Consider the following 24,055-nt stretch of genomic DNA (forward strand, 5'->3'; position numbering starts at 1 on the left):
CGTTCTAAAAATTAGATCGCCCCTAATTTTGGTTAAAATTTTATTAAAATTTCTGTATTTTATATAGATAACTTTTTAATTACCATAATATTTCATTTCTGAAAAAAAATAGTCTCAAGAATCGGGATATAGATTTTAGTGATAATCTTCATATCTGATATCCTTCACCAATTCAATTTAAAACCTTAAATTTGCGATTGCTCTATGACTAAGGATAATAACATTCACCAGACTGCTAATTTTGCCGTTCTCAGCGTCAGTTTCGAAAAAGCTGATGCAGAAATACGGGGCAAATTTGCTTTCTTTGATGAGCATGTAAAATATTTCGTCAACCAAATTCATGATTTGAATTTGGGAGATGCTTTTGTGGTTTCTACTTGCAACAGAACCGAAATTTATACGACCACTCAAAATTATCTTCTGATTGCAGAATTGTACTGTAAAATCGTAGGCGTAAGCATCACCGATTTTATGAAATATGTAAATATTCTGAAACGGGAAGAAGCCCTTAATCATCTATTTCGGGTAGCAGCAGGTTTAGAGAGCCAGATTATTGGTGATTTCGAAATCATTGGGCAAATCAAAAATGCCTATCACCGGTTTAAAAAAGAAAAGAAAAATTCCAATCCTTTTCTAGAGAGATCGATCAATTCTGCCATCCAGATTTCCAAAAGAATTAAGAACGAAACAGGAATTTCTAATGGAGCAGCCTCCGTTTCCTATGCTGCAGTTCATTATATCCTGAAAAATCAAATCCAAATTTCCGATAAGAACATTCTGCTTCTCGGGGTGGGAGAAATTGGGCAGAACACCGTGGAAAATCTGGTAAAGCATGTTTATAAACCCAATGTGAAAATTGCAAACAGAACTGCAGAAAAAGCAGAAAAAATTGCCGAGAAATACAAAATCCCCCATATCGAATTCGACCAGCTACAGGACGAGTTGACCAAAACAGACATTTTGATTGTCGCCACCGGAGCACAGCATCCGATTATTAATAAATCGCATTTCCCCAATGGCAAAGAAACTTTGATTATCGACCTTTCGATCCCAAACAATGTGGAGAAAAATGTTACAGAGAACGAAAATGTAAGTTTAGTCGATATCGATCAGCTGTCCCTTCATATTAATGAAACCATGGTTCAGCGTCAAAAAGAAATTCCAAAAGCGGAAGAAATCATCAAAGAAATGTCTAAGGATTTTCTGGAGTGGGAAAAGAAAAGAAAACTGGCGCCCAACATCCATCATTTCAAAGCCATGTTGAAGAATATGGAGCGGAATGAAATGCATAAAATTCACAAAAAACATCATTATGTGGAGGTAGATGATATGCAGCTTTCAGAAAAAATGATTCAGAAAATCACCAACCGTTTCGCAAAATACATCATCGATAATCCCTGGAAGGCCGATGAAATCAGTAAATTAATGCACGAGATTTTAGTAGAACAACCAAATAAAGAGTTCAATGAGAAGCATTAAAATAGGCACAAGAAACTCGCCGCTCGCATTGTGGCAAGCAAGAGAAGTTGCCAGAAATCTGCAAAATAACAATTACAAAACCGATATCACTCCGATTGTTTCGACCGGAGATAAAAACCTTACCGAACCTCTTTATGCAATGGGGATCACCGGAGTTTTTACTAAAGATTTGGATATTGCTTTATTAAATAATGAAGTGGACATTGCCGTGCACTCTCTGAAAGATATTCCGACTCAGCTTCCTCATAATATAGAGATTGTCGCTGTATTGAAACGCGATTTTCCACAAGATGTTCTGGTAAGAAAATCGACTTCCAAAAATAAAGAACTGCATGAGTTGAAAATTGCCACCAGCAGTTTAAGACGCCGCGCGTTCTGGGCAAAATATTTTCCGGAAACCGAGTTTTGTGATATCCGCGGAAATGTACAGACCCGTCTCCAGAAATTAGAAGATCAGGATTTCGATGCGACTTTGTTTTCATTAGCAGCAATTGAAAGAATGAATTTAGCAGTAGATTATGAGTTTCTTCCAATGATGATTTCTGCGCCGGCACAAGGTGTGGTTGCTGTAACCGCAAGAGCTGATGATCATGAAATCAAAGAATTATTCGAAAAAGTAAACCATCGGGAAACTCAGATTTGTATCGACATTGAAAGGAATTTCTTACGAACTCTGGAAGGAGGTTGTACCGCACCAATTGGTGCTTTTGCAGAAATCAATGACAAAGATGAAGTGAGATTTGTCGGCAGACTGTGTTCATTAGACGGTAAAAAATGCATGGAAATCGATGAAATTTTCACCTGGAATGATCAGGAAAATTTTGGAGAAAAATTAGCTCATATCATTTTAAAAGACGGCGGAAGAGAATTGATGCAGGAGATTAAACTGCACCTTCAATAAAATCTGCAACAGTATTATATAATAGGAATTATTGATAATTTATTTGTAATGAATATTCTGTTTACAAAAATGCTCGATGAAAAAGAAGTTTCCGATATCCTTGGAAACCATTTTTCAAGTCATTTTTTAGAGGTGATTAAAATCAAACTTCTTCACCTTGCGCCATTCCCTCTCGGGAATAATTCGCTGATTTTCACCAGTGTAAATGGAGTAGAATCATTTTTTAAAAATGGTTTTAAACCTCATGAAAATTTCGCCGCAAAAAATTATAACAAAATTTACTGCGTCGGCAGGAAAACCAAAATGCACTTGCGGAAATATGGTTTTGGCGTATTTAAAACGAAAAAAAACGCAAAAGAACTTTCAGACTTTATTATTGAAAATTGCTCCAAAGAAAAATTCATTCATTTCTGCGGAAATTTAGCCTTGGATATTCTTCAGGAAAAATTACCCCTGCAAAATATCGCCTATAAAAAAGTAGTCGTGTACGAAACAGAATTGCTGTATCCTAAATATGAAGGAAGTCATGATGCCATTGCTTTTTTCTCGCCAAGTGGCGTGCGGAGTTTCATTAAAAACAACAGTTTAGACTTTCAGCAAATCTATGCAATTGGTGAAACTACTGGTGCAGAAGTTAAAAAATATACCACCCAAAAAATATTTACAGGCAAAGACAATGACCTGAATGCTTTGCTTAAATTAATTAAAAAAGAAGGAGAAAAGATAAGCTCCTGTTAAGAAACGTCGGTTTCTGATTTTATTTAAAGATTATGATTAAAAACGATTTATATTTAAAGGCATTAAGAGGAGAAACCGTTGAGCGGCCTCCGGTTTGGATGATGAGACAGGCGGGAAGGTTTTTACCCGAATTCCGTGCAATGCGTGATGAATATGATTTCTTCACCAGATGTCGCACGCCGGAACTGGCTTCAGAAATTACCATGATGCCGATTCGCAGATATCCATTGGATGCGGCGATTTTGTTCTCAGATATCTTGGTTGTTCCTCAGGCAATGGGAATGAATTTCGAGATGCGGGACGGAATTGGACCTTGGCTTGAAAAGCCGATCCGTACTTTAGAAGATGTGCAGAATGTTATTGTTCCTGATGTTGATGAAACTCTGGGATATGTTTTTGATGCCATCGAACTGACTTTGCATAAATTGGATAATAATATTCCATTAATCGGTTTTGCCGGTTCGCCATGGACGATTTTATGCTATTGTATCGAAGGAAAAGGCTCCAAAGCATGGGATGTTGCAAAGAGTTTCTGTTTCAGAAATCCTGAAGCCGCCCATTTATTATTACAGAAAATTACAGATACTACGATTGCTTATCTGAAAAGAAAAGTAGAGAAAGGTGTTTCGGCTGTTCAGGTTTTTGATTCCTGGGGCGGTGCCTTGTCCCCGGAAGATTATCAGATTTTCTCCTGGCCGTATATCAACCAGATTGTAGAAGCGTTAAGTCCGTTAACTCACGTGGTTGTTTTTGGCAAAGGATGCTGGTTTGCTTTAGAAGAAATGACTTTATCTAAAGTTTCTGCGTTGGGCGTTGACTGGACAATTACTCCGGAACTGGCACGAACGCTGACCAATCACACCATGACTTTGCAGGGAAATTTCGATCCTACAAGATTGCATTCGTCACCGGAAACGATCACAAAAATGGTCACCGAAATGATTAACCGTTTCGGAAAAGACCGTTATATCGCGAATCTCGGTCACGGGATTTTACCGAATATTCCTCTGGAAAATGCAGAAGCATTCATCAGAGCAGTTGTGGACTGGAAACCAAACTAGAAGTTTAGTTTAAAAATATTTGCCACGAATGCACGAATTTTTTATTTGTGAATTCGTGGCTTTATTATTTATCAAGTTCGTAATACAGCAATTCTACCTCATCATCAGGAAGGCGAACAGTAGATTGGTATTGAAATCCCAGCTTTTCAATGAGTTTTTGAGAGGCGATATTTTCTTTTGAAGTAATGGCAGAAATCTTTTTTAAACCAAATTCTGAAAAGGCAGTTTCCAGTAACTGACGCGCAGCTTCAAAACCGTATCCTTTTCCTTCAAATTCGGGTAAAAATGAAAAACCGATATCGTGAACTTCCAAACCTTCTCTTTCAAAAATCCCGACGCTGCCAATTTTCTGACCTGTAGATTTCAACATGATAAGATAATTCCCGTATCCTAATCTTTCGGCCTGAGGAAGAAATTTAGCGATGATGTAATTTTCAGCATCTTTAACGGATTTAATATTCCGGTCTCCAATAAATTTTATAAAGTTCGGTGAGTTATACAGTTCGAAAATAAATTCGGAATCGTCTGTTGACATTGGCTTTAGCAACAATCTTTCTGTTTCTGTCATTTCTGTTTTTTTTAAATTCCTTTTTTTCCGTCAAGAATCATTTCTATCATTTTAATTTTTCTTTTTTCGCGGGTTTCCGGTTTTTTCGCTTCTACGATCCAGCGGATATATTCTTTTCGGTGCGTATAACTCATAGCGTCAAACAATTCTTTAGCCTTTACATTTTCATTAAAAACCATTTGAACATCTTCCGGAACAATCACGATTCTTTCCTCTTTGTCTTCCCAAATTCTGACCGAAACTTCATCACCGAAAGATTTCCCAAGTTGTTTCCGGACTTCCTGAGTTAAGCCCAAAATATGACCCTCGCTTTTCATCTTTACTAAACTGCCGCGATATTCAACTTTCTCATCAAACAGCGCTTTTATTTTCACTAACCCTTTTTTGCCAAAGCATTCTTCGGTCGGGAAAGGGAATTCAACATACGCCGCATTGATTTCTCCGCTTTGTAAAACAGGACCTTTAAACAAAATAATATCTGTCATTTTTAAAAAATTAGATTCAAATTTATAAAAATTGATGGCACAGATATGGATTAAATAAAGAAAATTTTAAAATGAAAAAAACAGTATCAGGATTCATCGCCATTTTCGTCCTTTTATTCCTCGCAAATTGTACCGCTCAAACCAACTTTTCCGAAAATATAAAAAGAAACTGGATGTTGGTGGAATTTCAGGACTTCAGCAAAGATTTCATGGTGAGCAGCAAAGCGCATCTTAATTTAACTGATCAAAAAGAGCCGGGACGTTTCTCCGCAAATATGGGTTGCAACAATATGTTTGGTTCCGCAAATTTCAATGCAAACGGGACGGTGAAATTTTCAGAAATTGGGAGTACGATGATGTTTTGTGATAAAGCGATGGAGTTGGAATCTGCCTTTGGAAGAGAACTTCCGAGAATGACGAACTATAAAGTTAACGGGCATTACCTTACTTTAACCAATGCTGCGGGAAAGAAAATGAAATTTGTCGCTACTGACTGGGATTAAGAATTATAAAATATTTCTAAAAAATCTCTGCTAATTTGAGCTGAGATTTTTTAATGGTTAACTCAAAGTATTATCTTTGTACAAATGCCGAAAGGAAATTTATGCTAGAAAAAAAAGAACATTTATACGAAAAAGCCGTTTTAGTCGGCTTAGTTACACAAAATCAAAGTGAAGAAAAGCTCGTAGAATATATGGATGAGCTGGAGTTTCTGGCTTTGACAGCAGGAGCGACTATTGACAAAAGATTCGTTCAGAAATTAACACAAGCAGATTCCAAAACTTTTATTGGAAGCGGAAAAGCGCAGGAAATAAAAGAATACGTAAAAGAACACGGAATCGGAACGGTGATTTTCGATGACGAACTTTCGCCTTCACAACTGAAAAATCTCGAAAGAGAAATGGAAGTGAAAATTCTCGACCGAACCAATTTGATTCTCGATATTTTTGCTCAGAGAGCGCAAACATCTTATGCAAGAACTCAGGTGGAACTTGCTCAGTATCAGTATTTACTCCCGCGACTGACCAGAATGTGGACTCACCTTGAAAGACAGAAAGGGGGAATCGGAATGCGCGGTCCCGGTGAAACAGAAATTGAAACCGACAGAAGGATTATCCGCGACAGAATATCATTATTAAAAGAAAAACTGAAAACCATCGACAAACAGATGGCAACGCAAAGACAAAACCGTGGCAAAATGGTTCGTGTAGCGCTGGTTGGCTATACCAATGTCGGGAAATCTACGCTGATGAACGCGATTTCTAAATCTGACGTTTTTGCGGAAAATAAGCTGTTTGCAACTTTAGATACAACTGTACGAAAAGTGGTCATTGGGAATTTACCTTTCTTATTAACGGATACTGTAGGGTTTATCAGAAAACTTCCAACCCAATTGGTAGAGAGTTTTAAATCAACTTTGGATGAAGTCCGTGAAGCCGATTTATTGATTCATGTGGTTGATATTTCCCACGAAAGTTTTGAAGATCACATCAATTCCGTCAACCAAACTTTAATGGAAATCAATGCGCATCAAAAGCCGATGATCATGGTTTTTAATAAAATAGATGCTTTTGCTTACGAGAAAAAAGACGAAGACGATCTGACTCCGGAAACCCGAAAAAATATTTCTCTTGATGAGTGGATGAAAACCTGGATGTCGAAATCTCAGTATCCAACCGTATTTATTTCTGCGCTGAACAAAGAGAACTTCCCGGAAATGAAAAAGTTAATTTACGACGAGGTTCTGAAAATTCATACCGCCAGATTCCCTTATAATGATTTCCTGTTTGAATATCATGATGATGACATGGAATTGGAAGACTAAAATCTAAAAGAGCGTGAGAGTTCGTTTCTTTAAAAATGCTTAATTTGTTTTAAGCATTTTTTTAAAACTTAAAATGTAAATAGTCCTATTTTTATTGAATGAAATTAGATTATCAGAAAATTACTTCAAAAGTGTATGCGGATATTATTGCCAAAGAAAATCATGGTAAAGTCCCAGACTATATTCCTGAACTCGCATGCATCGATGAAAATAAATTTGGCGTCAACTTTACCGATTTAAAACACAACAGTTTTGGCTGCGGTGATTCTGAAGAAAAATTTTCCATACAGAGTATTTCCAAAGTTTTTGCATTGTCTTTTGTTTATGAAAAACTGGAAGAAAAACTTTGGGAAAGAGTAGATGTAGAACCTTCAGGAAGTGCATTTAATTCTTTGATTCAGTTGGAAGCAGATAACGGAATCCCCCGAAATCCTTTTATCAATGCGGGCGCTTTGGTTATTTGCGATATATTACTGGAAATTTGCAACAATCCAAAAGAAGAACTACTTTCTTTTATTCGAAATCTCACAGAAGATGAAGAAATTTTCTTTAATGAAAAAGTAGCTTCGAGCGAGATGCAGAACAGTTTCAGAAATGCAGCGATGTGTAATTTCATGAAATCTTTTGGAAATATTAAAAATAAACCGGATTCGGTTATTGAACTTTATTGCCATCTTTGTTCGATAGAAATGACTTGCAAACAACTGAGCAAAAGCTTTTTATATTTGGCAAATGAAGGTAAGAAACCTTCCGGCGGAATGCAGATTTTATCTTCGAGTAAAGCCAAAAGAATTAATGCAATTTTGCTCACTTGTGGATTTTATGATGAGTCAGGCGAGTTTTCTTTTCTCGTAGGATTGCCAGGGAAAAGTGGCGTTGGAGGAGGAATTATAGCAATTTATCCTCAGCATTATTGCATCACCGTCTGGAGTCCGAAACTCAATGAAAAAGGGAATTCGTACCGCGGCATGAAATTCCTGGAAGAATTTACAACCCTAACCGGCGAAAGTATTTTTTAAAATGATTGAAGAAATTAAATCCGCGCTACAAGATCTTTCCATTCCCGAAAAGAAAGCGTTTTTACCCAGATTTTTCAAAGCCGGAAAAGGCGGATATGCAGAAGGAGACCAATTTATCGGCGTTACCGTGCCCGATCAAAGAAAAGTTGCCAAAGAATATTGGAACAGAATTTCATTAAATGAATTAGAACAGCTGCTGTCGTCAGAAATTCATGAACACCGCCTCTGCTCATTATTAATGCTGGTTTCTAAATTTGAAAAATCAAAGGATACAAAAGAAAAAAAAGAAATCGTCGACTTTTATTTAAAAAATAAAGAGCATATCAACAATTGGGATTTGGTCGATACTTCCTGTTACAAAATTTTAGGCCGATATTGTTTTGAAAATCAAGAGGATTCAATTTTAATAAATTTGTCTGAAGAAGATAATTTGTGGAGCAAAAGAATCGCTGTGGTTTCAACGATGTTTCACGTGAAAAAAGATTCTTTTCAGCTGCTTAAGAAGTTGGTCATCACAAATCTAAATCATCCACACGACCTGATGCACAAGGCGAACGGCTGGCTTTTGCGGGAAATGGGCGGGAGAAATGAAGAGCAACTTTTGGATTTCCTCCAACTTCATTATCAAAAAATGCCACGGACAACGCTTCGGTATGCCATTGAAAAACTGGACGAAAATCTTCGTCAGGATTATTTAAAAGGAAGGATATAATGGAAAACGTTTTTTACATCAGAGAAATCATCCATTATTTGATGCACTTTATTGTGCCGCTTTTTATTGCAAAAATTTTCTTTAAAAATAATTGGAAACACGCCTATTTTCTGATGCTCGCAACGATGCTTGTCGATTTGGATCATGTCTTCGCCGATCCCCTTTTCGATCCCAATAGAAACAGTATTGGTTATCATCCGCTGCATTCTTACTGGGCAATCGCTGTGTATTTTCTGGGAAGTTTATTTCTTAAAGGGAATTACAGAGTCATCGCAATTGGTTTGCTTTTTCACATGTTCACCGATTTTCAGGATTATTGGCTGTGGAAAAATTGAGTTCGGCTAAGTTGAACTCCATTATCTATATCTCTAATTACGATATGAAATTTGAAAAAATAAAAAGGATAAGCATAAAATTTTTTCAATTTTATTATTTATTTTAAATTTAATTTTTCTATATTATCACAAATCGAAATATGAAATTAAAAAAGTTTATTCACTGGACGGTACTTGTACCGCTTTTATCTGCTGCTTTCTATCTTTTGGGCTTCTTAAATAACACTCCTCTTACCAATATTATAGGGGCTTTGTTATTATTTTCAAGTGTGATGGCAGCAGTGCATCATGCCGAAGTTATAGCGCATAAAGTAGGTGAACCTTACGGAACCGTCATTCTCGCAATTTGCATCACGATTTTAGAAGTGGGATTAATTATTTCCTTCATGCTTTCCGGTAGCGAAGGCGCGCTCACTTACGCCAGAGATACCGTTTTTGCAGCGGTAATGATTATTCTCAATGGTATTCTCGGTATTTGTATCTGGGTGGGGAGCAGAAAGTATAAAGAACAGTTTTTTATCGCTAATTCGGCAACAACTTATTTGGTAAGTTTGGTGGCGATTTTGGTGCTCACACTGATTTTACCGAACTATACCTCAACGAAACACGGTCCTTTTTACAGTAATGCGCAGTTGGTTTTTGTTTCCGTTGCCTGTCTTACTATTTACGGAACGTTTTTAATGTTCCAAAACGTTCGGCACCGCAATTATTTCGTTGTCGAAAAGGAAGATCAGACTCCTCACGAAGCAGATCCGCCATCAGTTCCAAAAGCTTTAGTCAGTCTATTTTTATTGATTATCTGTCTGGCAGTCGTTATTTTCATGGCCAAAGGACTTTCGCCGGTGATCGAAGAATTTGTAGAAAGTATTGGCGCACCGCATGAATTGGTGGGAGTAATTATTGCATTTGTCGTTTTGCTTCCCGAGGGTTTAGCCGCAATACGTGCTGCCCGGAACAATCAAATTCAGTCTTCCATTAATTTAAGTTTAGGCTCGGCTCTGGCCAGTGTGGGTTTAACGATTCCTACCGTATCGGTCGTGTGTATTATTTACGACATTCCCTTTGTTTTGGGACTCGGCATGAAATCAATTATCCTCTTGGCGCTGTCCGTATTTATTGTGATGCTGTCGCTAAGTCGGGGGAAAACGAATCATTTGTACGGAACCGTACTTTTGGTCAATTTGGCAGCGTATATTTTTACGGTAATTGTACCTTAATTATCTGGTTTTTCGGGCAATTTCCATTTTGTGAGCCATGAGGTTTGCTATATTTTTTGCTTTGTAAACAGCCAATTCCGCCATTTCGCCGGAGAAATTTTCTTCGACCGTTGCAGTCCATAACGTAATCCAATGCTCGAAATGAAATTTTTCCATGGGAACTTCAGCATTGATGGGGAAATGCACTGCCATGGGGTTTCCTTTGTAAGAAATCTGTCCAAATAAAAGCGTTTCCCAAAAAGAATACATCTTGGGTAAATGATGCGCCCAGTCGACTTTTGCCACGTCATTAAAGAAAAATCCTATCGTATCGTCATTTTGAACTTTATCATAGAAACGATTCACCAAATCCTCAATATCCTGCCGTGTTTCCAATTTTTTCATAGTCCAAAATTAGGCAAAATTTTCAGGTAAATCTTATGACTGTAATCACTGTATCTGATTTGGGCGGACAATTCGTGCTATCCGCTCATACTCCTCAGTCGGCGTCTCCACTTCGTTCCGTCGCCTCCTTGTGGGGTAACCGCTTCTATCACGGCCGCAGATTTCGCAACAAAATCAACTTCAGTTTCCCGATTTTCGACTAATTTTGCAGTATGGCAACTCTAAAAAGTAAGTTTTCCCATTTACAGTCCCGTGACGACACTGGCTTCAGTTCCAATGCCAGCGGTAGATTCGTACATAAAAATGGAATGCCGAATGTTAGAAGAGCAGGTTTATCAAACCCATTACAGAAATACAGTTGGTACCATACCATGCTGGATTTACCTTCCTGGAAGTTTATTCTCCTTCTGATTTCAGGATATATTCTGGCCAATCTGTGTTTTGCTACGATTTATTACAGCATTGGTATCGAGCACCTTACCGGAATTGATGAAAGTACGCCTCTCAGTGAATTTACCGATGTTTTCTTTTTCAGTGCCCAAACATTTACCACGGTAGGATACGGTCGAATTGCGCCGGTCGGATTTTTAGCAAGCATGGTTGCTACTTTCGAAGCTTTTTTAGGATTGCTGGGTTTTGCCATTGCCACCGGTTTATTCTATGGAAGGTTTTCCCGGCCTCAGGCGTTTTTAAAATTCAGTAAAATTGCATTAATTGTTCCTTATGAGGGAAGTAGCGCTTTAATGTTCAGAATGGCACCTTATAAAAATAATCTTTTAACAGATGCTCAGGTCATCCTCACCTGCGCTATCGATGATACAGATGAACACGGGGAATTAAAAAGCAAGTTCTTTACTTTAAAGACGGTCATCAGTCAAATAAATATCCTTTCCCTAAACTGGACGGTGGTTCATAAGATCGATGAATATTCTCCCTTCTTTGAATTGACCAAAGAAAACTTTGAAACGATGGATGTTGAAGTATTTGTGCATCTTCGTGCATTTGATGAAGTATTTTGTAACACCGTAGTGCAGCGGACTTCTTATTCGTCTCACCATCAGGAAATTATCTTCGCTCAAAAATTCAACAAGATGTACGCGCCATCCAAACGACAAAAAACAACAGTCTTGAATCTGGACTTAATCGATTCTTACACTCCTTATTCTCCCTATTCCATTTAGTAATTATGAATTTAGATTTCTATAAAACCCAGGCTATTCAAAAACAGAAAGAACACAAAAAATTTCTGGACTGGATGAAGAAAAAACCACCCAAAAATCTCGATTATACCGTACAGGAAACTCATGATGAGGTTTTCGGAAAAATAGATTGCCTGCAATGTGCAAACTGTTGTAAAACGACAGGCCCCCTTTTCACTCCAAAAGACGTTGAAAGAATCGCCAAACATTTAAAAATGAAAACTGCGGATTTCGAAGATAAATTCCTCAGAACAGATGAAGACGGCGATCAGGTTTTACAAAATCTTCCGTGTTGGTTTTTAAATGAAGATAATACGTGTTCTATCTACGACGTCCGTCCCAAAGCCTGTCGGGAATTCCCACACACCGACCGCAAAAAAATCTATCAGATTAATAATTTAACGATACAGAACACCGTCGTTTGCCCCGCTGCTTTTGAATTTGTAGAGCGGTTACAAGAAAAATTAGAAAAGAAATAATCGTTATTAAATTCTCTTAAACTTTAAAAAAGCACATTATTATCGCGCAGAAATCCAGAAAAAAAAGTATAGAATAAAATAATGGAGTGCAGCTGTAAAAAGCACTTAATTAAAATAATAAAAAGCATTGAAAAATCAATGCTTTTTATCCTTTCACTTTACTTTTTTTCCCATTTTCCCGGGACAGGTTTAAGAAAAAAGCCGAAGTATAACTCCGGCTTCTGTTTTACACGACACCTTGCGCCAGCATTGCTTCGGCAACTTTCACAAAGCCCGCAATGTTCGCACCTTTCACATAATTTACGTAGCCATCTTCTTCAGTACCATAATCGCGACACGCTTTATGGATTCCGATCATAATTTCCTTTAATCTTGCATCAACTTCTTCAGAAGACCAGTTCAACCGAATTGAATTCTGAGTCATTTCTAAGCCTGATGTTGCTACGCCACCAGCATTGGAGGCTTTCCCCGGCGAGAACAAAACTTTGTTATCCAAGAAATAGTTGATTGCATCCAAGGTAGAAGGCATATTCGCCGCTTCGGTTACGCAGATTACACCGTTGGCAACTAATGTTTGTGCATCTTCCAGGAATAATTCATTCTGCGTTGCAGCCGGAATCGCAACATCACATTTTACACTCCATGGCCGTTTTCCTGCATAGAACTTAGCACTCGGGAATTTCTTTGCGAAATCTTCGGCCCGGTTATTTCCAGAAGCACGAAGCTGCAGTAAATAATCAACTTTTTCTCCGGAGATGCCGTCTTCATCATATACATAACCATCAGGTCCGGAAATCGTCACTACTTTTCCGCCTAACTCATTTACTTTTTTTACCACGCCCCAGGCAACATTTCCAAAACCGGAAACAGCGAAGGTCTTACCTTTAACTTCCTGCCCGATTGTTTTGAGCATTTGTTCGCAGAAATAAACAACACCATATCCTGTCGCTTCAGGACGGATTAATGATCCGCCGTACGCCAGTCCTTTCCCGGTTAATACACCGGTAAACTCATTTCTGATTTTTTTGTACTGGCCAAATAAATAACCAATTTCTCTTGCTCCCACTCCGATATCTCCCGCGGGAACATCAGTTTCAGGGCCGATATATTTGCACATTTCAGTCATAAATGCCTGACAAAAACGCATCACTTCCATATTGGATTTTCCTTGTGGATCAAAGTCCGAACCGCCTTTCCCTCCGCCCATTGGCAGGGTTGTCAGCGAGTTTTTAAAGGTTTGCTCAAAAGCAAGAAACTTAAGCACAGATAAATTCACGGTTGGATGGAAACGGATTCCTCCTTTGTATGGACCGATTGCAGAGTTCATTTGAATTCTGAACCCCCGATTCACCTGAATTTCACCAGCATCATCAACCCATGGAACGCGGAAAATAATGGTTCTTTCTGGCTCTGCCATTCTTTCCAGAAGTTTCATGCCATCATATTCTTTGTGCGTTGCAATGAAAGGAATCACTGTATTGGCAACTTCTTTTACGGCTTGTAAGAATTCCGGCTCGTTTGGATTTTTCGCTTCAATGTTTGCGATAAATTCCTGAATTTTTTGCTCTGTGTTATAATGTTCCATATGCTAGTGAGAATTATTACTAACAAATTTAATTTTTTTTTCAGAACATTCAATAAAAAATTTAAATATTAGGAAAATATCAATAATATTAATGTTTATTTTTATTAAATTCATAAAAACATCATTAATAATGTTAAAAATTTAAGGTTAATTGTTTTTTAGTATTTTTTTAAAAATGAAAAAAAGCTAAAGCGCAAGATATTGTCTACCCGAAAGTGCTTTTATTAAACCCAGAATTTCTAATTGTAATAAATCAGGCAAAATTTTATAGGTTGGTATTTCTAACCGTTGTGATATTTCGTCCAAGGAAAACGGAGTTTTTTTATCCAGGATAGCAAGGATATTTTCCTGCTGTTCAGGCAGTACAATCTTTATTTCAGAACTGGGAAAAAGTTCGCCGGTTTTTGCCGTTTCGTTTTGAAAACCAAGCTGATCGACGAGTGATGGAATCGTAGAAATCACCGCCGCCTTGTTTTGAAAAATAAGCTGATTGCAACCTTGGCTGTATTTCTCGTCGATTCTGCCGGGCAACGCATACACTTCTCTGTTGTAATTATTAGCAAAAGTTGCTGTGCTGATCGAGCCGCCACCAAAAGCAGTTTCTACAACAACCGTAGCAGGCGTTAATCCTGCAATGATGCGGTTTCGCTGTATGAAATTCTCCCGATCCGGCTTTTGAGAAGAATTGAATTCAGTAAACAAAACGCCGTTTTCTTCGAGAATTTTCTGCGAAAGTTTTCGGTTTCTGGAAGGATAAAGGGTGTGAAAACCGTGCGCCAGAACGGCAACAGTCTGAATTTTATTTTTTATGGAAATATCGTGAACCTCAGCATCGGCTCCCAGGGCCAAACCACTGACGGTGGTGATGTTTTCATTTTTAACCGCATTTAAAAAGTCTTCAATAAATTGTTTTCCGTAGTTTGAAATATTTCTGGTACCAACGATGCTCACAGCTTTTTTTGAAGAGTCGAAATCTCCTTTTTGATAGAGAATAGCGGGCGCGTCGTCACATTCATTTAAAATTGCCGGTAAATCTCCGAGATGACGCAGGTTAATTTTAATATTGTTTTTGAGGCAAAATTCAATTTCTTTCTCTGCAAATTTTAAGTGGTCGGGATTTCCGATTTCAACTGCAATTTTTCTTCCGATACCAAAAATAGTTTGTAAACCTGATTTTGAAAGATCCCAAACCTCTTTCGCCGAACCAACCTCTGCCACTAATTTTCGGAAAATCACATCTCCGATTAAAGGGCAGCGCCGCAATGCGATAGCGTAAAGGGTTTCTTCGTGACGCATAATGAAGTTTTACCAAAATTATCAAAAATTATTCATTTTTACGGAGTTCATCTAAACGTTCCCATACATTTTCTTTCTTTTTATAAGGAAGCTCCATAAAATCTTCAGGATGATTTTCTTTGTATTCCTGCCATAGTTTATCGTCTTTTTCACTGTAATAGTTAGGAAATTCCCAAATGTATTTTACTTTTTTTTTACCTGATTTCCGGAAAATAAATGCCATTAATATCCCAATAGCTGCACCGGATAAATGGGATTGCCAAGACACCCTGCTCGGTTCTGGCAGCTGAGAAAATAACTCCTCTGGCAAAACGCCCCAAATTAAACTGCCGTAATACAACGCAACGAGCATCGAAACGGTTAAGAATTTCACATTCCATCGGAATATACCACTGAAAAACAAGAAAAAAGCCAGTACGTAAACAATTCCACTTGCACCGATGATACAGACATGGTTGAACTCTCCGTTGTAAATATCAATCGGAGGTAAAAGCCAAACTAAAAAACCTGTTAAAACCCAACCCAGAAATAATATTTGTTTTGCAATAAAAGGATAAAATTGAAATAACAGAAATATTAAAACAAAAACAGGAATGGAATTGCCAAAGATATGATCAAAGTTTCCATGAAGAAAAGGCGACAGGAAAATACCTTTCAGTCCGTAAGGATTTAGCGGAATGATGGCGCCTGAACAACCACTGAACCAACCGATGTGTTGTAAAAAATATCCCAGCCACATCGCCGCAACCACGATGGCTGCGTAAAGTAAGGCTTTAAAATTAAGTTGGTTTCTGAGCATGGTTTATTTTTTGACAAAACGCTGACCAAAATTATTATTAAGTAATTATGGCTAAATCTTTTATAAATGTAATTAAAATCAGACAAAAAGTACGAAATAGTAAGAGAGTGCGTTTTTTAAATTTATTTGTTTGTCTTAAATTTGCCAACTATGAGAAAGTTGTATACTGTTATTATGTCATTGGGTTCATTGGCAGCTTATTCCCAGAAAGATAAAAATATCCTGATCGAGATTGATTCTATTTCACAAAGCAGATGGAAAGCTACTGCGCTGAATTTAGACAGTCTGGCTAATCCGAAGCTGGAAAAATTCACTCCTGTATTTAGGGATACAATTGTTATCCGCGACCGCGTCACTATTACCGGAAGCGAGAACGATATCCCCGTTACTCCTTATAATATTTTACAATTAAAAGATCCTATTAAATGGTTTTATTATGGCCAGAATAACCTGATATTCAACCAGTCTTCATTTTCCAACTGGAATTCCGGGGGCAACAATAATATCGGAATTATCGGGAAAATCAATTATACATTAAGTTATAAAAACAGAAAACATTTCTTAGACAACAATATACAATTGGGGTACGGTTTTGTATCTTCTCAGGGAGAATCATCGAGAAAAACAGAGGATTATATTAATATCATGACCAATTACGGCTACGATATCGGAAAGAATTTCTACTTATCCACCGGTTTTCAGTTTCTATCGCAATTCTCATCAGGATATAATTATGCAGTGACGCCAAATCCTTCTTTCGGGGACCGGATTTCCCGCTTTATGTCACCGGGCTATATCTATACCGGGGTCGGGATTTTGTATAATCCAAACGAAAATTTCCAGATGATCGTCAGACCTGTAAATGGTAAGTTTACTTTTGTCACCGACCCTTTACTGCAGCAGGCGGGCAGATATGGTTTAGAGAAAGACGGCCAGTCGGTGAGAGCTGAAATTGGTGCTTTGGTGAATATTGTTTACCGATTAAAGATTTACAAAGACATTAATTTAGTGAATCAGCTTAATTTATTCAGCAATTACGCCTTTCACCCGGAGAGAGTTGATATTGCCTACAATGGTTCTCTCAATTTTAAATTCAATAAATTTATCAACACCACCATCGCCTTAGATCTGCTTTACGATCATGATCAAATCAAGAAGCTTCAGTTAAAACAAACTTTGGGTGTTGGCTTTTCTTATAATTTTGGTTTCGAAGTTAAAGAAAAGAATAAAAAAATGATCAAGCCTTTCGTTGCGAATTAATCTGCGAATACTGTGATTTAAAATCATTAAAAGATAATTTACCGCTTCATTTGGAGCGGTATTTTTATACATTCCAAAATTCACGGTCTAAACTGCGGTACTGAATTGCTTCTGAAATATGAGCGGCATTTAATGCGTCTGCCTGTTCCAAATCGGCGATGGTACGGGAAACTTTTAGAATTCTGTCAAAAGCACGTGCAGACAAATTCAGTTTTTCCATCGCTGTTTTAATAAGCAATTGGGAATCTTCATCGAGTTCGCAAAACTTCTCAATTTCCCGCGGCCCCATTTGCGCATTATAGTGAATATCGCATTCTTTATAACGGTTGCTTTGAATTTCGCGCGCCATCAAAACCCGCCTTCTTATTTCATCACTCTGTTCTCCTCTTCTTTTATCGGCGAGTTGCTCAAATTCTACCTTCTGTACCTCGATATGAATGTCGATTCTGTCGAGCAACGGGCCGGAAAGCCTGTTCATATACCGCTGCATCTCGAACTGTGAAGAAGTATTATTGGGATCATCCGGAAAAAAACCACTGGGACTGGGATTCATGCTCGCTACCAGCATAAAACTTGCCGGATAATTCACCGTGAACTTCGCACGGGAAATAGTGACTTCCCGATCTTCTAAAGGTTGGCGCATCACCTCTAAGACCGTCCTTTTAAATTCCGGCATTTCATCCAGAAACAAAACACCGTTGTGCGCTAATGAAATCTCGCCAGGTTGCGGATAACTGCCGCCTCCAACCAAAGCGACATCTGAAATGGTGTGATGTGGACTTCTAAACGGGCGAACCGTCATTAATGAGGTTTCTGCTCCGATTTTCCCCGCGACAGAATGTATTTTAGTTGTTTCCAGAGCTTCCCTTAAAGTCAAAGGCGGAAGTATGGTAGGAACCCGCTTTGCCAGCATCGTTTTTCCACTTCCGGGCGGCCCGATTAAGATAATGTTGTGACCACCTGCCGCCGCCACCTCCATCGCGCGTTTTGCGGTTTCCTGGCCTTTTACTTCTGAAAAATCATTGGGGAAATGATGTGCTTTTTCCTGAAACTCTTTCCGGATATCAATCGTCGTCCGCTCCAGTGGAATCCCTTCATTAAAGAAATCCACGACCTCTTTGATATTGTCAACGCCATAAACTTCCAGATCGCTCACGATGGCAGCTTCCCGAATATTAAGTTTGGGCAGGATGATTCCCTTAAACCCTTCTTCTTTTGCTTTGATGGCAATCGGAAGTACTCCTTTTATGGGCAACAGGCCCCCATCCAGCGACAACTCGCCCATGATGATGTATTTGCTGATTTCTTCGGCGTTAATTTGTTCAGAGGCGGCAAGTATTCCCAGAGCTATACTCAGGTCATAGGCCGAACCTTCTTTCCGTAAATCAGCGGGCGCCATATTGATCGTTATTTTCTTGCCGGGAATTTTAAATCCGATATTTTTTAATGCTGCCGATATCCGGTAACTGCTTTCCTTAATCGCATTATCCGGAAGACCGACCAAATGGTAACCAACGCCGCCGGTATCTACATTAACTTCAATGGTAATAGTCTGCGCAGAAACTCCGAAGATGGCACTCCCGTAAATTTTTACTAGCATGTTCTGTGTTTTGAGATTAAAATTAACAAATTAATCTCAATCTTTTGAAAAAGAATTGCGTTTGTAAAGTTTAAGTTTTTACAGGAAACGATTTAAAAGCAAAAAATCCCACAGATAGTGAGATTTTTTGAAGTGGGTGGTACTGGGTTCGAACCAGCGACCTCTGCGATGTCAACGCAACGCTCTAAACCAACTGAGCTAACCGCCCTTAATTAAAAATAAACCTCAGATAGTTCTGAGGTTTATTGGGTGGGCCCTGAGGGATTCGAACCCCCGACCCTCTCGGTGTAAACGAGATGCTCTGAACCAACTGAGCTAAGAGCCCGATACCATCTTATGATTTTTCAAATTTTGGTTTTGCAAATATACACTTTTTTTCTAATCTTCAAAATGATTAATTTAATGATCAAGTTAAAACTTGGAGAGAAAGATAGAAATATTTAATTTTGAAGAATGTTACTTCTTAAATTACTGCTGATCTAAACAACCAATAAAGAGGAGCCAGACCTTCAATTATTCTCCAAATACCGATATTCACATCCTTAAACAATGATAGGAGTCAGCATACAGTCAGCATAAGGTCAGCATAAGCCAGGGGTTGGTATAGGGATGAGTGCACTTTGGTTATCTGGAGAAATGGGTGCAAATGAACATAGCTTGCGGTGTCCCAATATCTTTTTAGCGCCTGCACAGAAATCCGATTGCTGACTAAGGATTGTATCATTTTCAGACTATCCAAAACTTTTTGCCTAGTCCCCAAGTTTTGAAACTGATCCGTTTTGATACTGATCCACCAACTGCTTTACATAAAAAAACCTCAGAATAAACTGAGGTTTCCTGGGTGGGCCCTGAGGGATTCGAACCCCCGACCCTCTCGGTGTAAACGAGATGCTCTGAACCAACTGAGCTAAGAGCCCGATACCGTTTTTGATGTCTCAAATTTTGGTTCGGCAAATGTACAAAAAAATTCTAATCATCCAAATTTTTTTCTAAAAATTCCCCGACCACAAAGTTGCTTCCGCCAATGAAAATCATTTCTTCTTTTTTAACTTCTTGTTTTGCAAAAAGATAAGCCTCCTGAACCGTGGTAAAAATTTTATAATTTATTTTTGATTTTTTCAATAAATCTTCATAATCCTCTGGGTGACGTCCCCGGTTGTTAGTCGGTTTTGCAAAATAGAAGGTGGAATGCTCAGGAAGAATCTGTAAAACTTCATTAATATTCTTTTCAGAAACAAATCCTAAAATGATATGTTTGAATTTCGGGATCGAATTAAGCTGTTCAAAAACCTGTTCCAAGCCAGCCCGATTGTGTGCAGTATCGCAAATAATGAGCGGATCGGTCGAAAATTCAAACCACCGGCCGATAAAGTTGGTGTTTTTGTAAACGTTTAAAAGTCCGTTTTGAGTATTTTTATCTGAAATATCCAGTCCCAAATTTTTTAATTCTTTAATTAAAGCCAATACGACCTTAATATTCTTCTGCTGATAATTTCCTTTTAAATCAGATTTAAAATTATTGCTAATAAGGGTCGCATCAATGAACTGAGCGTTTTTTTCTATTGCTGTATTTTCAATGATATTTTTAACGACTGAATTTTCGGCACCTGAGACAACAGGAATGTCTGGTTTAACTATTCCGGCTTTTTCGAAGGCAATTTCTTCAATAGTGTTTCCCAGCAAATCCTGGTGATCCAGAGCGACATTGGTAATCGCAGAGATCATCGGTGTAATGATGTTGGTAGAGTCTAATCTGCCGCCCAAGCCAACTTCGATAATGGCGTAATCTACTTTTTTCCGGTAAAAATATTCAAAGGCCATAACCGTAGTGAACTCAAAAAAAGAAGGCGTAATTTCCTGAGGTAAATTTCTCAGTTTTTGAATGAATTGGTACACGAATTCTTTGTCGCAGTTTTCACCATTAATTTTTATTCTTTCGGTAAAATCAATAAGGTGTGGTGAATTGTAAAGTCCAACTTTGTAGCCAGCTTCCTGCAATACCGATGCAAGCATATTGCTGGTCGAACCTTTCCCGTTGGTTCCACCGATATGAATCATTTTCAGTGTTTCCTGTGGATTACCGAACAGGTTACAGAGCTTTGTGATATTCTCCAGTCCCGGCTTGTAAGCCTTTTGACCGTCGGTTTGGTAGCTCGGCATCTGTACGAAAAGCCAGGCGATTGCTTCTTGATATTGCTGATTTGTCATGGTACAAAAATCCTGAATATTTTTGGTATTTCATTATTTTTGTTGTGATTCTGCTCTTTATTTTAGAATGGCGTTGTGGCCGACTTCTGCGGAGCTCTTCTTTTTAAAAAGTAAAAGAAAAAAACAGGTCATTATTTCATAAAAAGGCAGGAAATGGAAAATGAAAAATATACTTTCAACAAAGTTAAATTGTCGCCCAAAGATATTAAAAAGTAATGCTGTACACTCCTGTAGATGAGGTGTTGGATTTTTCTGCTTTCACATACTGCTTTACCCAACTCACAGAAGCTGAAACAACGCACGGATCAGAAATACCGCCCGAACGCCTTGCAGAACTTACATTTCCTGCTTTGTCGACCGTATAAGCGATACTGATGCTGCCACTTGCAGAACAGCTGTGAGAAGGTTGCGCACCGCCACGTCCCATGGTTCCGGGAATAAAACCGACCAGTTTTCTGTCGATGCCGATTTTACTGTCACCGTTACCTTCGCCGCCTAAAGGATCGCCAGAATTGCCTGGAGCTGCTGAGGTTCCCTGGGTGCCGGTTTTGGTTCCGCGACCTTTCAAAAGGTTTCCAATTGCCGCAGTTCCTTTGCCATCACCGGTTCCCGTATTTGCATTTGGAGTTGTTGCCTTTGCGGGATTTGTTTTTGCGGGAGTCACTTTCGCAGGAGTGTTTTTGGCAGGCATTTTTGCTTCCACTTTTACCACTTTCTCTACTTTTGGAGTTGAGATTTTCGTATTGGTTCCGGTAATTATTTTTTCTTTAACAATGGGCTTTGCCACTTCTTTCACCGGTTCTGGTTTTACTTCGGGAGTAACTTCGGTATTCGCTGCCAGGCTTCCTTCCTGGTTTGCAGGTTCCTCTACCTGAGCTCCTTCTTTATTGTCACCAAAATTGATGAGCATTGTCATGATTTGTTCCGGTTTTTCGGTAATTTTAGTAAACTTATAGAAGAACATTCCCAAGAAAAGCAACAGCGAAATAAGAACCGTAATGACTGCGCTTCTTCTTCTGTCTTTTTCTTCGTTTTTTTTATGCTGAATGATATAATCCATTTTTTAAGGAATTCTTTTCGAAAGAATGAACCGCTTATTTTTCCTGAGTGGTTGCGATTGCTAAATTAAACTGATGGTTTTCTGCAATTCCCATTACGAAAACAACATCTTTGTGTTTGGTGTTTTCATCTGCCCGGATGGTGAAAGATGGTTTCTCTTCCCCTTTCAAAGTGTTGACCAAATATTCTTCCAACTGTTCTTTTGGGATTTCCTTATCATTTACAAAATACCTGCCGTCTTCTTTAATCGTCACGACTGATGGATCCTGAGTGCTCGGATTGCTGGTATCGGCTGTTGGCAGTTTTACTTCAATAGCGCTTTGGCTGATAGCAGAACTGGTAATCATAAAGAAAATCAACAACAGGAAAATAATATCTGTCATCGACGCCATGCTGAACTCGGCATTGACTCTGTTTCTTCTTTTCAACTCCATTACAGCGGGGTATTTAAAGTATCCAGAAAGTCATTCACATGGGTTTGAATTTTTAAAACCAAACGGTCGACATTGGTTACTAAGATGTTATAGAAAAAGTAAGCAGGAATACCGACAAACAAACCGACAGCTGTAGTTGCCATTGCTGTATAAATCCCGGATGCCAGCAGTTTTGGACTTACCGCGCCGGTTACATTTGAGATTTCAAAAAACGCCATTATCATCCCGACTACCGTTCCCAGGAATCCCAACATCGGAGCTGCACCGGAAGCGGAGGCTAAAATATTGAGGTTTTTTTCCAGTTTCGAAACTTCTAACTGACCTTGGTTTTGCATCGCATTTGAAATATCGGAAATAGGTCTCCCGATTCTGGCTAACCCTTTTTCAATCATTCTTGCTTCCGGAGAATCGATGGTTTTACAGTAATCAATCGCGGTTGTGATTTTGCCTTCCTGCACGAAATCTTTAATATTTTCTAAAAAGTTAGGCGTTTGCTTGGACGCTCTTTTAATGAAAAAATATCTTTCAAGGAAGATATAAAGCGCCAAAATTCCCAACAGAAAAATAGAAATCATAATAATATTCCCGATGAATCCTCCTCCGAAAAGAATTTCCCAAAGTGAAAAAACATGTGTTTCTGTCGTGGTATTGATGATTGGCGTTGGAGTTTGTAAAAACATATGTTTGTTTTGATTTTAAAATTGAACGTCAAAATTACCTTAATATTACAGGATTTAAGGTAATTATTTTATTATTGTGAAACAAAAAAAGAACTAATCTTCTTCTACAACGATTTCGTCCTGCTTGAAATTGCATTTCAATTTAAACGGAATTGGCTGCTGGGAACCGGTGTAGAAATCGGTAATTTTTCCTTCCCAGAAAAGCTCAAGTTCGTCAGATGAATTATTTTTAAAGGTGAGTTTACTGTCTCCAAGGAAAGCATCTTCATCGTCGAAGAGATCTACCGCTGTGAAATTATCTGCGTCTGAATCACTAATTTCGAAATATTTTTCAACGAGTTCTGCATCTTCTATCGGGAAGTCGAAAACATTCATTGAAACTTGCGGGAAATTATACTGCAAAGAATCATCGTCTACATGATCCAACGAATCATCGGTAATGATTTCTACTTCCAAAAAATGTTGAGTATTGCTGTAAACCGCTTTGCAATAGGTGTTCTGGATGTGGTATTTAAGGGTTTCATCCGGATGATAGATTTTTAAAATCCCTTTCATTTCTATAAGGAAAAAATTGAGTTAAATAATTGATCAGCGAAACTGACAGAGCAAAGATAAAAAATAGATTGATTGCGCAAAATTATTTATTGTAAATTTCATTTTTCGGTTTGCGGTTGAAATCAGAGGAATCCTGTCCGGGTAAATGAATTGAACTTTTGCCACGCATTTTTAAAT

General features: G+C 38.3%; 25 protein-coding genes and 3 tRNA genes. 13 read left to right on the plus strand and 15 right to left on the minus strand.

What is annotated here, in order from left to right; all coding sequences use genetic code 11:
- Nucleotides 1–204 precede the first annotated feature (204 nt).
- Genes hemA through hemE form a run of 4 tightly spaced genes read left to right on the plus strand, consistent with a single transcriptional unit; the run spans nucleotide 205 to nucleotide 4,179 of the window.
- Nucleotides 205–1,479 carry a glutamyl-tRNA reductase gene (gene hemA / locus NBC122_RS04140; protein WP_133439167.1) on the plus strand — a complete coding sequence of 425 codons (1,275 nt, stop codon included), beginning with the start codon at nucleotides 205–207 and terminating at the stop codon, nucleotides 1,477–1,479.
- Entirely contained in the window at nucleotides 1,466–2,380 is a 915-nt protein-coding gene (gene hemC, locus NBC122_RS04145; protein ID WP_133439168.1) for a hydroxymethylbilane synthase, read from the plus strand. The genes hemA and hemC overlap by 14 nt, the downstream gene beginning before the upstream one ends.
- A gap of 48 nt (nucleotides 2,381–2,428) precedes the next feature.
- On the plus strand, nucleotides 2,429–3,118 hold the full coding sequence (locus NBC122_RS04150; protein WP_133439169.1) for a uroporphyrinogen-III synthase: 690 nt from the start codon (nucleotides 2,429–2,431) through the stop codon (nucleotides 3,116–3,118).
- A gap of 32 nt (nucleotides 3,119–3,150) precedes the next feature.
- Nucleotides 3,151–4,179 (plus strand): uroporphyrinogen decarboxylase, encoded by a 1,029-nt coding sequence (gene hemE, locus NBC122_RS04155; RefSeq protein WP_133439170.1) that lies wholly within the window; start codon nucleotides 3,151–3,153, stop codon nucleotides 4,177–4,179.
- Nucleotides 4,180–4,243: 64 nt separating this feature from the next.
- Here the strand turns inward: hemE and NBC122_RS04160 are convergent, their stop codons facing one another.
- Together NBC122_RS04160 and NBC122_RS04165 are read right to left on the minus strand one after the other, a co-directional pair.
- A complete protein-coding gene (locus NBC122_RS04160) occupies nucleotides 4,244–4,747 on the minus strand; it encodes a GNAT family N-acetyltransferase (RefSeq protein ID WP_133439171.1) in 504 nt (167 codons plus the stop codon).
- Nucleotides 4,748–4,758: 11 nt separating this feature from the next.
- Nucleotides 4,759–5,232, minus strand: a complete 474-nt coding sequence (locus NBC122_RS04165; RefSeq protein ID WP_133439172.1) for a YdeI/OmpD-associated family protein — start codon at nucleotides 5,230–5,232, stop codon at nucleotides 4,759–4,761.
- A gap of 71 nt (nucleotides 5,233–5,303) precedes the next feature.
- On the opposite strand from NBC122_RS04165, the gene NBC122_RS04170 reads away from it, so the two are divergent.
- The 6 genes from NBC122_RS04170 (at nucleotide 5,304) to NBC122_RS04195 (ending at nucleotide 10,340) form a co-directional block, all read left to right on the plus strand.
- Nucleotides 5,304–5,735, plus strand: a complete 432-nt coding sequence (locus tag NBC122_RS04170) for an META domain-containing protein (RefSeq protein ID WP_133439173.1) — start codon at nucleotides 5,304–5,306, stop codon at nucleotides 5,733–5,735.
- Between the two features lie 101 nt (nucleotides 5,736–5,836).
- On the plus strand, nucleotides 5,837–7,057 hold the full coding sequence (hflX, locus tag NBC122_RS04175; protein WP_133439174.1) for a GTPase HflX: 1,221 nt from the start codon (nucleotides 5,837–5,839) through the stop codon (nucleotides 7,055–7,057).
- Nucleotides 7,058–7,155: 98 nt separating this feature from the next.
- A complete protein-coding gene (locus NBC122_RS04180) occupies nucleotides 7,156–8,076 on the plus strand; it encodes a glutaminase (protein WP_133439175.1) in 921 nt (306 codons plus the stop codon).
- Between the two features lies 1 nt (nucleotide 8,077).
- Entirely contained in the window at nucleotides 8,078–8,788 is a 711-nt protein-coding gene (locus NBC122_RS04185; protein ID WP_133439176.1) for a DNA alkylation repair protein, read from the plus strand.
- Nucleotides 8,788–9,123, plus strand: a complete 336-nt coding sequence (locus NBC122_RS04190) for a DUF6122 family protein (protein WP_133439177.1) — start codon at nucleotides 8,788–8,790, stop codon at nucleotides 9,121–9,123. The genes NBC122_RS04185 and NBC122_RS04190 overlap by 1 nt, the downstream gene beginning before the upstream one ends.
- 140 nt (nucleotides 9,124–9,263) lie before the next feature.
- Entirely contained in the window at nucleotides 9,264–10,340 is a 1,077-nt protein-coding gene (locus tag NBC122_RS04195) for a calcium:proton antiporter (RefSeq protein ID WP_133439178.1), read from the plus strand.
- Here the strand turns inward: NBC122_RS04195 and NBC122_RS04200 are convergent, their stop codons facing one another.
- Nucleotides 10,341–10,724 (minus strand): group III truncated hemoglobin, encoded by a 384-nt coding sequence (locus tag NBC122_RS04200; protein WP_133439179.1) that lies wholly within the window; start codon nucleotides 10,722–10,724, stop codon nucleotides 10,341–10,343. It lies immediately after the preceding gene.
- Between the two features lie 212 nt (nucleotides 10,725–10,936).
- Between NBC122_RS04200 and NBC122_RS04205 the strand changes: the two genes are divergently transcribed.
- Both NBC122_RS04205 and NBC122_RS04210 read left to right on the plus strand, forming a co-directional pair.
- Complete coding sequence (locus NBC122_RS04205; RefSeq protein WP_133439180.1) at nucleotides 10,937–11,905, plus strand: ion channel; 969 nt, start codon at nucleotides 10,937–10,939, stop codon at nucleotides 11,903–11,905.
- Nucleotides 11,906–11,910: 5 nt separating this feature from the next.
- Nucleotides 11,911–12,402, plus strand: a complete 492-nt coding sequence (locus NBC122_RS04210) for a YkgJ family cysteine cluster protein (protein WP_133439181.1) — start codon at nucleotides 11,911–11,913, stop codon at nucleotides 12,400–12,402.
- Between the two features lie 226 nt (nucleotides 12,403–12,628).
- Here NBC122_RS04210 and gdhA read toward each other — a convergent pair whose 3' ends face one another.
- From gdhA to NBC122_RS04225, 3 genes are all read right to left on the minus strand, one after another.
- On the minus strand, nucleotides 12,629–13,987 hold the full coding sequence (gene gdhA / locus NBC122_RS04215; protein ID WP_133439182.1) for an NADP-specific glutamate dehydrogenase: 1,359 nt from the start codon (nucleotides 13,985–13,987) through the stop codon (nucleotides 12,629–12,631).
- 186 nt (nucleotides 13,988–14,173) lie between these two features.
- Nucleotides 14,174–15,283 (minus strand): DNA-processing protein DprA, encoded by a 1,110-nt coding sequence (gene dprA, locus NBC122_RS04220; protein ID WP_133439183.1) that lies wholly within the window; start codon nucleotides 15,281–15,283, stop codon nucleotides 14,174–14,176.
- Nucleotides 15,284–15,311: 28 nt separating this feature from the next.
- Complete coding sequence (locus NBC122_RS04225) at nucleotides 15,312–16,082, minus strand: rhomboid family intramembrane serine protease (RefSeq protein WP_133439184.1); 771 nt, start codon at nucleotides 16,080–16,082, stop codon at nucleotides 15,312–15,314.
- A 150-nt stretch (nucleotides 16,083–16,232) separates the two neighbouring features.
- On the opposite strand from NBC122_RS04225, the gene NBC122_RS04230 reads away from it, so the two are divergent.
- Nucleotides 16,233–17,342, plus strand: a complete 1,110-nt coding sequence (locus NBC122_RS04230) for a DUF3078 domain-containing protein (protein ID WP_246012445.1) — start codon at nucleotides 16,233–16,235, stop codon at nucleotides 17,340–17,342.
- Nucleotides 17,343–17,406: 64 nt separating this feature from the next.
- On the opposite strand, the gene NBC122_RS04235 is transcribed toward NBC122_RS04230, so the two are convergent.
- From NBC122_RS04235 to NBC122_RS04275, 9 genes are all read right to left on the minus strand, one after another.
- Nucleotides 17,407–18,942, minus strand: coding sequence for a YifB family Mg chelatase-like AAA ATPase (locus tag NBC122_RS04235; RefSeq protein ID WP_133439185.1), 1,536 nt, complete (start codon nucleotides 18,940–18,942; stop codon nucleotides 17,407–17,409).
- A 133-nt stretch (nucleotides 18,943–19,075) separates the two neighbouring features.
- Nucleotides 19,076–19,150: transfer RNA gene (locus NBC122_RS04240), tRNA-Val, on the minus strand.
- 42 nt (nucleotides 19,151–19,192) lie between these two features.
- Nucleotides 19,193–19,267 (minus strand) — tRNA-Val (locus tag NBC122_RS04245).
- 517 nt (nucleotides 19,268–19,784) lie between these two features.
- Nucleotides 19,785–19,859: transfer RNA gene (locus NBC122_RS04250), tRNA-Val, on the minus strand.
- Between the two features lie 52 nt (nucleotides 19,860–19,911).
- The gene (locus NBC122_RS04255; RefSeq protein ID WP_133439186.1) at nucleotides 19,912–21,150 is read right to left on the minus strand and encodes a bifunctional folylpolyglutamate synthase/dihydrofolate synthase; all 1,239 of its coding nucleotides are present in this window, start codon (nucleotides 21,148–21,150) and stop codon (nucleotides 19,912–19,914) included.
- 205 nt (nucleotides 21,151–21,355) lie between these two features.
- Nucleotides 21,356–22,210, minus strand: a complete 855-nt coding sequence (locus NBC122_RS04260) for a ferric siderophore ABC transporter substrate-binding protein (RefSeq protein WP_133439187.1) — start codon at nucleotides 22,208–22,210, stop codon at nucleotides 21,356–21,358.
- Nucleotides 22,211–22,244: 34 nt separating this feature from the next.
- Nucleotides 22,245–22,643, minus strand: coding sequence for an ExbD/TolR family protein (locus NBC122_RS04265; RefSeq protein ID WP_133439188.1), 399 nt, complete (start codon nucleotides 22,641–22,643; stop codon nucleotides 22,245–22,247).
- Nucleotides 22,643–23,323 (minus strand): MotA/TolQ/ExbB proton channel family protein, encoded by a 681-nt coding sequence (locus NBC122_RS04270; RefSeq protein ID WP_133439189.1) that lies wholly within the window; start codon nucleotides 23,321–23,323, stop codon nucleotides 22,643–22,645. Before NBC122_RS04270 ends, NBC122_RS04265 begins: the two co-directional genes overlap by 1 nt.
- Before the next feature lie 93 nt (nucleotides 23,324–23,416).
- Nucleotides 23,417–23,878: a hypothetical protein gene (locus NBC122_RS04275; protein WP_133439190.1), complete on the minus strand. Its 462-nt coding sequence runs from the start codon at nucleotides 23,876–23,878 to the stop codon at nucleotides 23,417–23,419.
- Between the last annotated feature and the right edge of the window lie 177 nt (nucleotides 23,879–24,055).

It is taken from the genome of Chryseobacterium salivictor, from assembly GCF_004359195.1.
GTDB classification, from domain to species: Bacteria; Bacteroidota; Bacteroidia; order Flavobacteriales; family Weeksellaceae; genus Kaistella; species Kaistella salivictor.

What these genes read in the sequence shown, in the direction of transcription:
- hemE (WP_133439170.1), top strand. Translation starts at nt 3,151, where the DNA reads ATGATTAAAAACGATTTATATTTAAAGGCATTAAGAGGAGAAACCGTT.
- NBC122_RS04265 (WP_133439188.1), bottom strand. Translation starts at nt 22,643, where the DNA reads ATGGAGTTGAAAAGAAGAAACAGAGTCAATGCCGAGTTCAGCATGGCG.
- NBC122_RS04195 (WP_133439178.1), top strand. Translation starts at nt 9,264, where the DNA reads ATGAAATTAAAAAAGTTTATTCACTGGACGGTACTTGTACCGCTTTTA.
- NBC122_RS04205 (WP_133439180.1), top strand. Translation starts at nt 10,937, where the DNA reads ATGGCAACTCTAAAAAGTAAGTTTTCCCATTTACAGTCCCGTGACGAC.
- hemA (WP_133439167.1), top strand. Translation starts at nt 205, where the DNA reads ATGACTAAGGATAATAACATTCACCAGACTGCTAATTTTGCCGTTCTC.
- NBC122_RS04210 (WP_133439181.1), top strand. Translation starts at nt 11,911, where the DNA reads ATGAATTTAGATTTCTATAAAACCCAGGCTATTCAAAAACAGAAAGAA.
- NBC122_RS04160 (WP_133439171.1), bottom strand. Translation starts at nt 4,747, where the DNA reads ATGACAGAAACAGAAAGATTGTTGCTAAAGCCAATGTCAACAGACGAT.
- NBC122_RS04270 (WP_133439189.1), bottom strand. Translation starts at nt 23,323, where the DNA reads ATGTTTTTACAAACTCCAACGCCAATCATCAATACCACGACAGAAACA.
- NBC122_RS04235 (WP_133439185.1), bottom strand. Translation starts at nt 18,942, where the DNA reads ATGCTAGTAAAAATTTACGGGAGTGCCATCTTCGGAGTTTCTGCGCAG.
- NBC122_RS04185 (WP_133439176.1), top strand. Translation starts at nt 8,078, where the DNA reads ATGATTGAAGAAATTAAATCCGCGCTACAAGATCTTTCCATTCCCGAA.
- NBC122_RS04190 (WP_133439177.1), top strand. Translation starts at nt 8,788, where the DNA reads ATGGAAAACGTTTTTTACATCAGAGAAATCATCCATTATTTGATGCAC.
- NBC122_RS04275 (WP_133439190.1), bottom strand. Translation starts at nt 23,878, where the DNA reads ATGAAAGGGATTTTAAAAATCTATCATCCGGATGAAACCCTTAAATAC.
- gdhA (WP_133439182.1), bottom strand. Translation starts at nt 13,987, where the DNA reads ATGGAACATTATAACACAGAGCAAAAAATTCAGGAATTTATCGCAAAC.
- NBC122_RS04260 (WP_133439187.1), bottom strand. Translation starts at nt 22,210, where the DNA reads ATGGATTATATCATTCAGCATAAAAAAAACGAAGAAAAAGACAGAAGA.
- hflX (WP_133439174.1), top strand. Translation starts at nt 5,837, where the DNA reads ATGCTAGAAAAAAAAGAACATTTATACGAAAAAGCCGTTTTAGTCGGC.
- dprA (WP_133439183.1), bottom strand. Translation starts at nt 15,283, where the DNA reads ATGCGTCACGAAGAAACCCTTTACGCTATCGCATTGCGGCGCTGCCCT.
- NBC122_RS04180 (WP_133439175.1), top strand. Translation starts at nt 7,156, where the DNA reads ATGAAATTAGATTATCAGAAAATTACTTCAAAAGTGTATGCGGATATT.
- NBC122_RS04165 (WP_133439172.1), bottom strand. Translation starts at nt 5,232, where the DNA reads ATGACAGATATTATTTTGTTTAAAGGTCCTGTTTTACAAAGCGGAGAA.
- NBC122_RS04200 (WP_133439179.1), bottom strand. Translation starts at nt 10,724, where the DNA reads ATGAAAAAATTGGAAACACGGCAGGATATTGAGGATTTGGTGAATCGT.
- NBC122_RS04230 (WP_246012445.1), top strand. Translation starts at nt 16,233, where the DNA reads ATGAGAAAGTTGTATACTGTTATTATGTCATTGGGTTCATTGGCAGCT.
- NBC122_RS04170 (WP_133439173.1), top strand. Translation starts at nt 5,304, where the DNA reads ATGAAAAAAACAGTATCAGGATTCATCGCCATTTTCGTCCTTTTATTC.
- NBC122_RS04255 (WP_133439186.1), bottom strand. Translation starts at nt 21,150, where the DNA reads ATGACAAATCAGCAATATCAAGAAGCAATCGCCTGGCTTTTCGTACAG.
- NBC122_RS04225 (WP_133439184.1), bottom strand. Translation starts at nt 16,082, where the DNA reads ATGCTCAGAAACCAACTTAATTTTAAAGCCTTACTTTACGCAGCCATC.
- hemC (WP_133439168.1), top strand. Translation starts at nt 1,466, where the DNA reads ATGAGAAGCATTAAAATAGGCACAAGAAACTCGCCGCTCGCATTGTGG.
- NBC122_RS04150 (WP_133439169.1), top strand. Translation starts at nt 2,429, where the DNA reads ATGAATATTCTGTTTACAAAAATGCTCGATGAAAAAGAAGTTTCCGAT.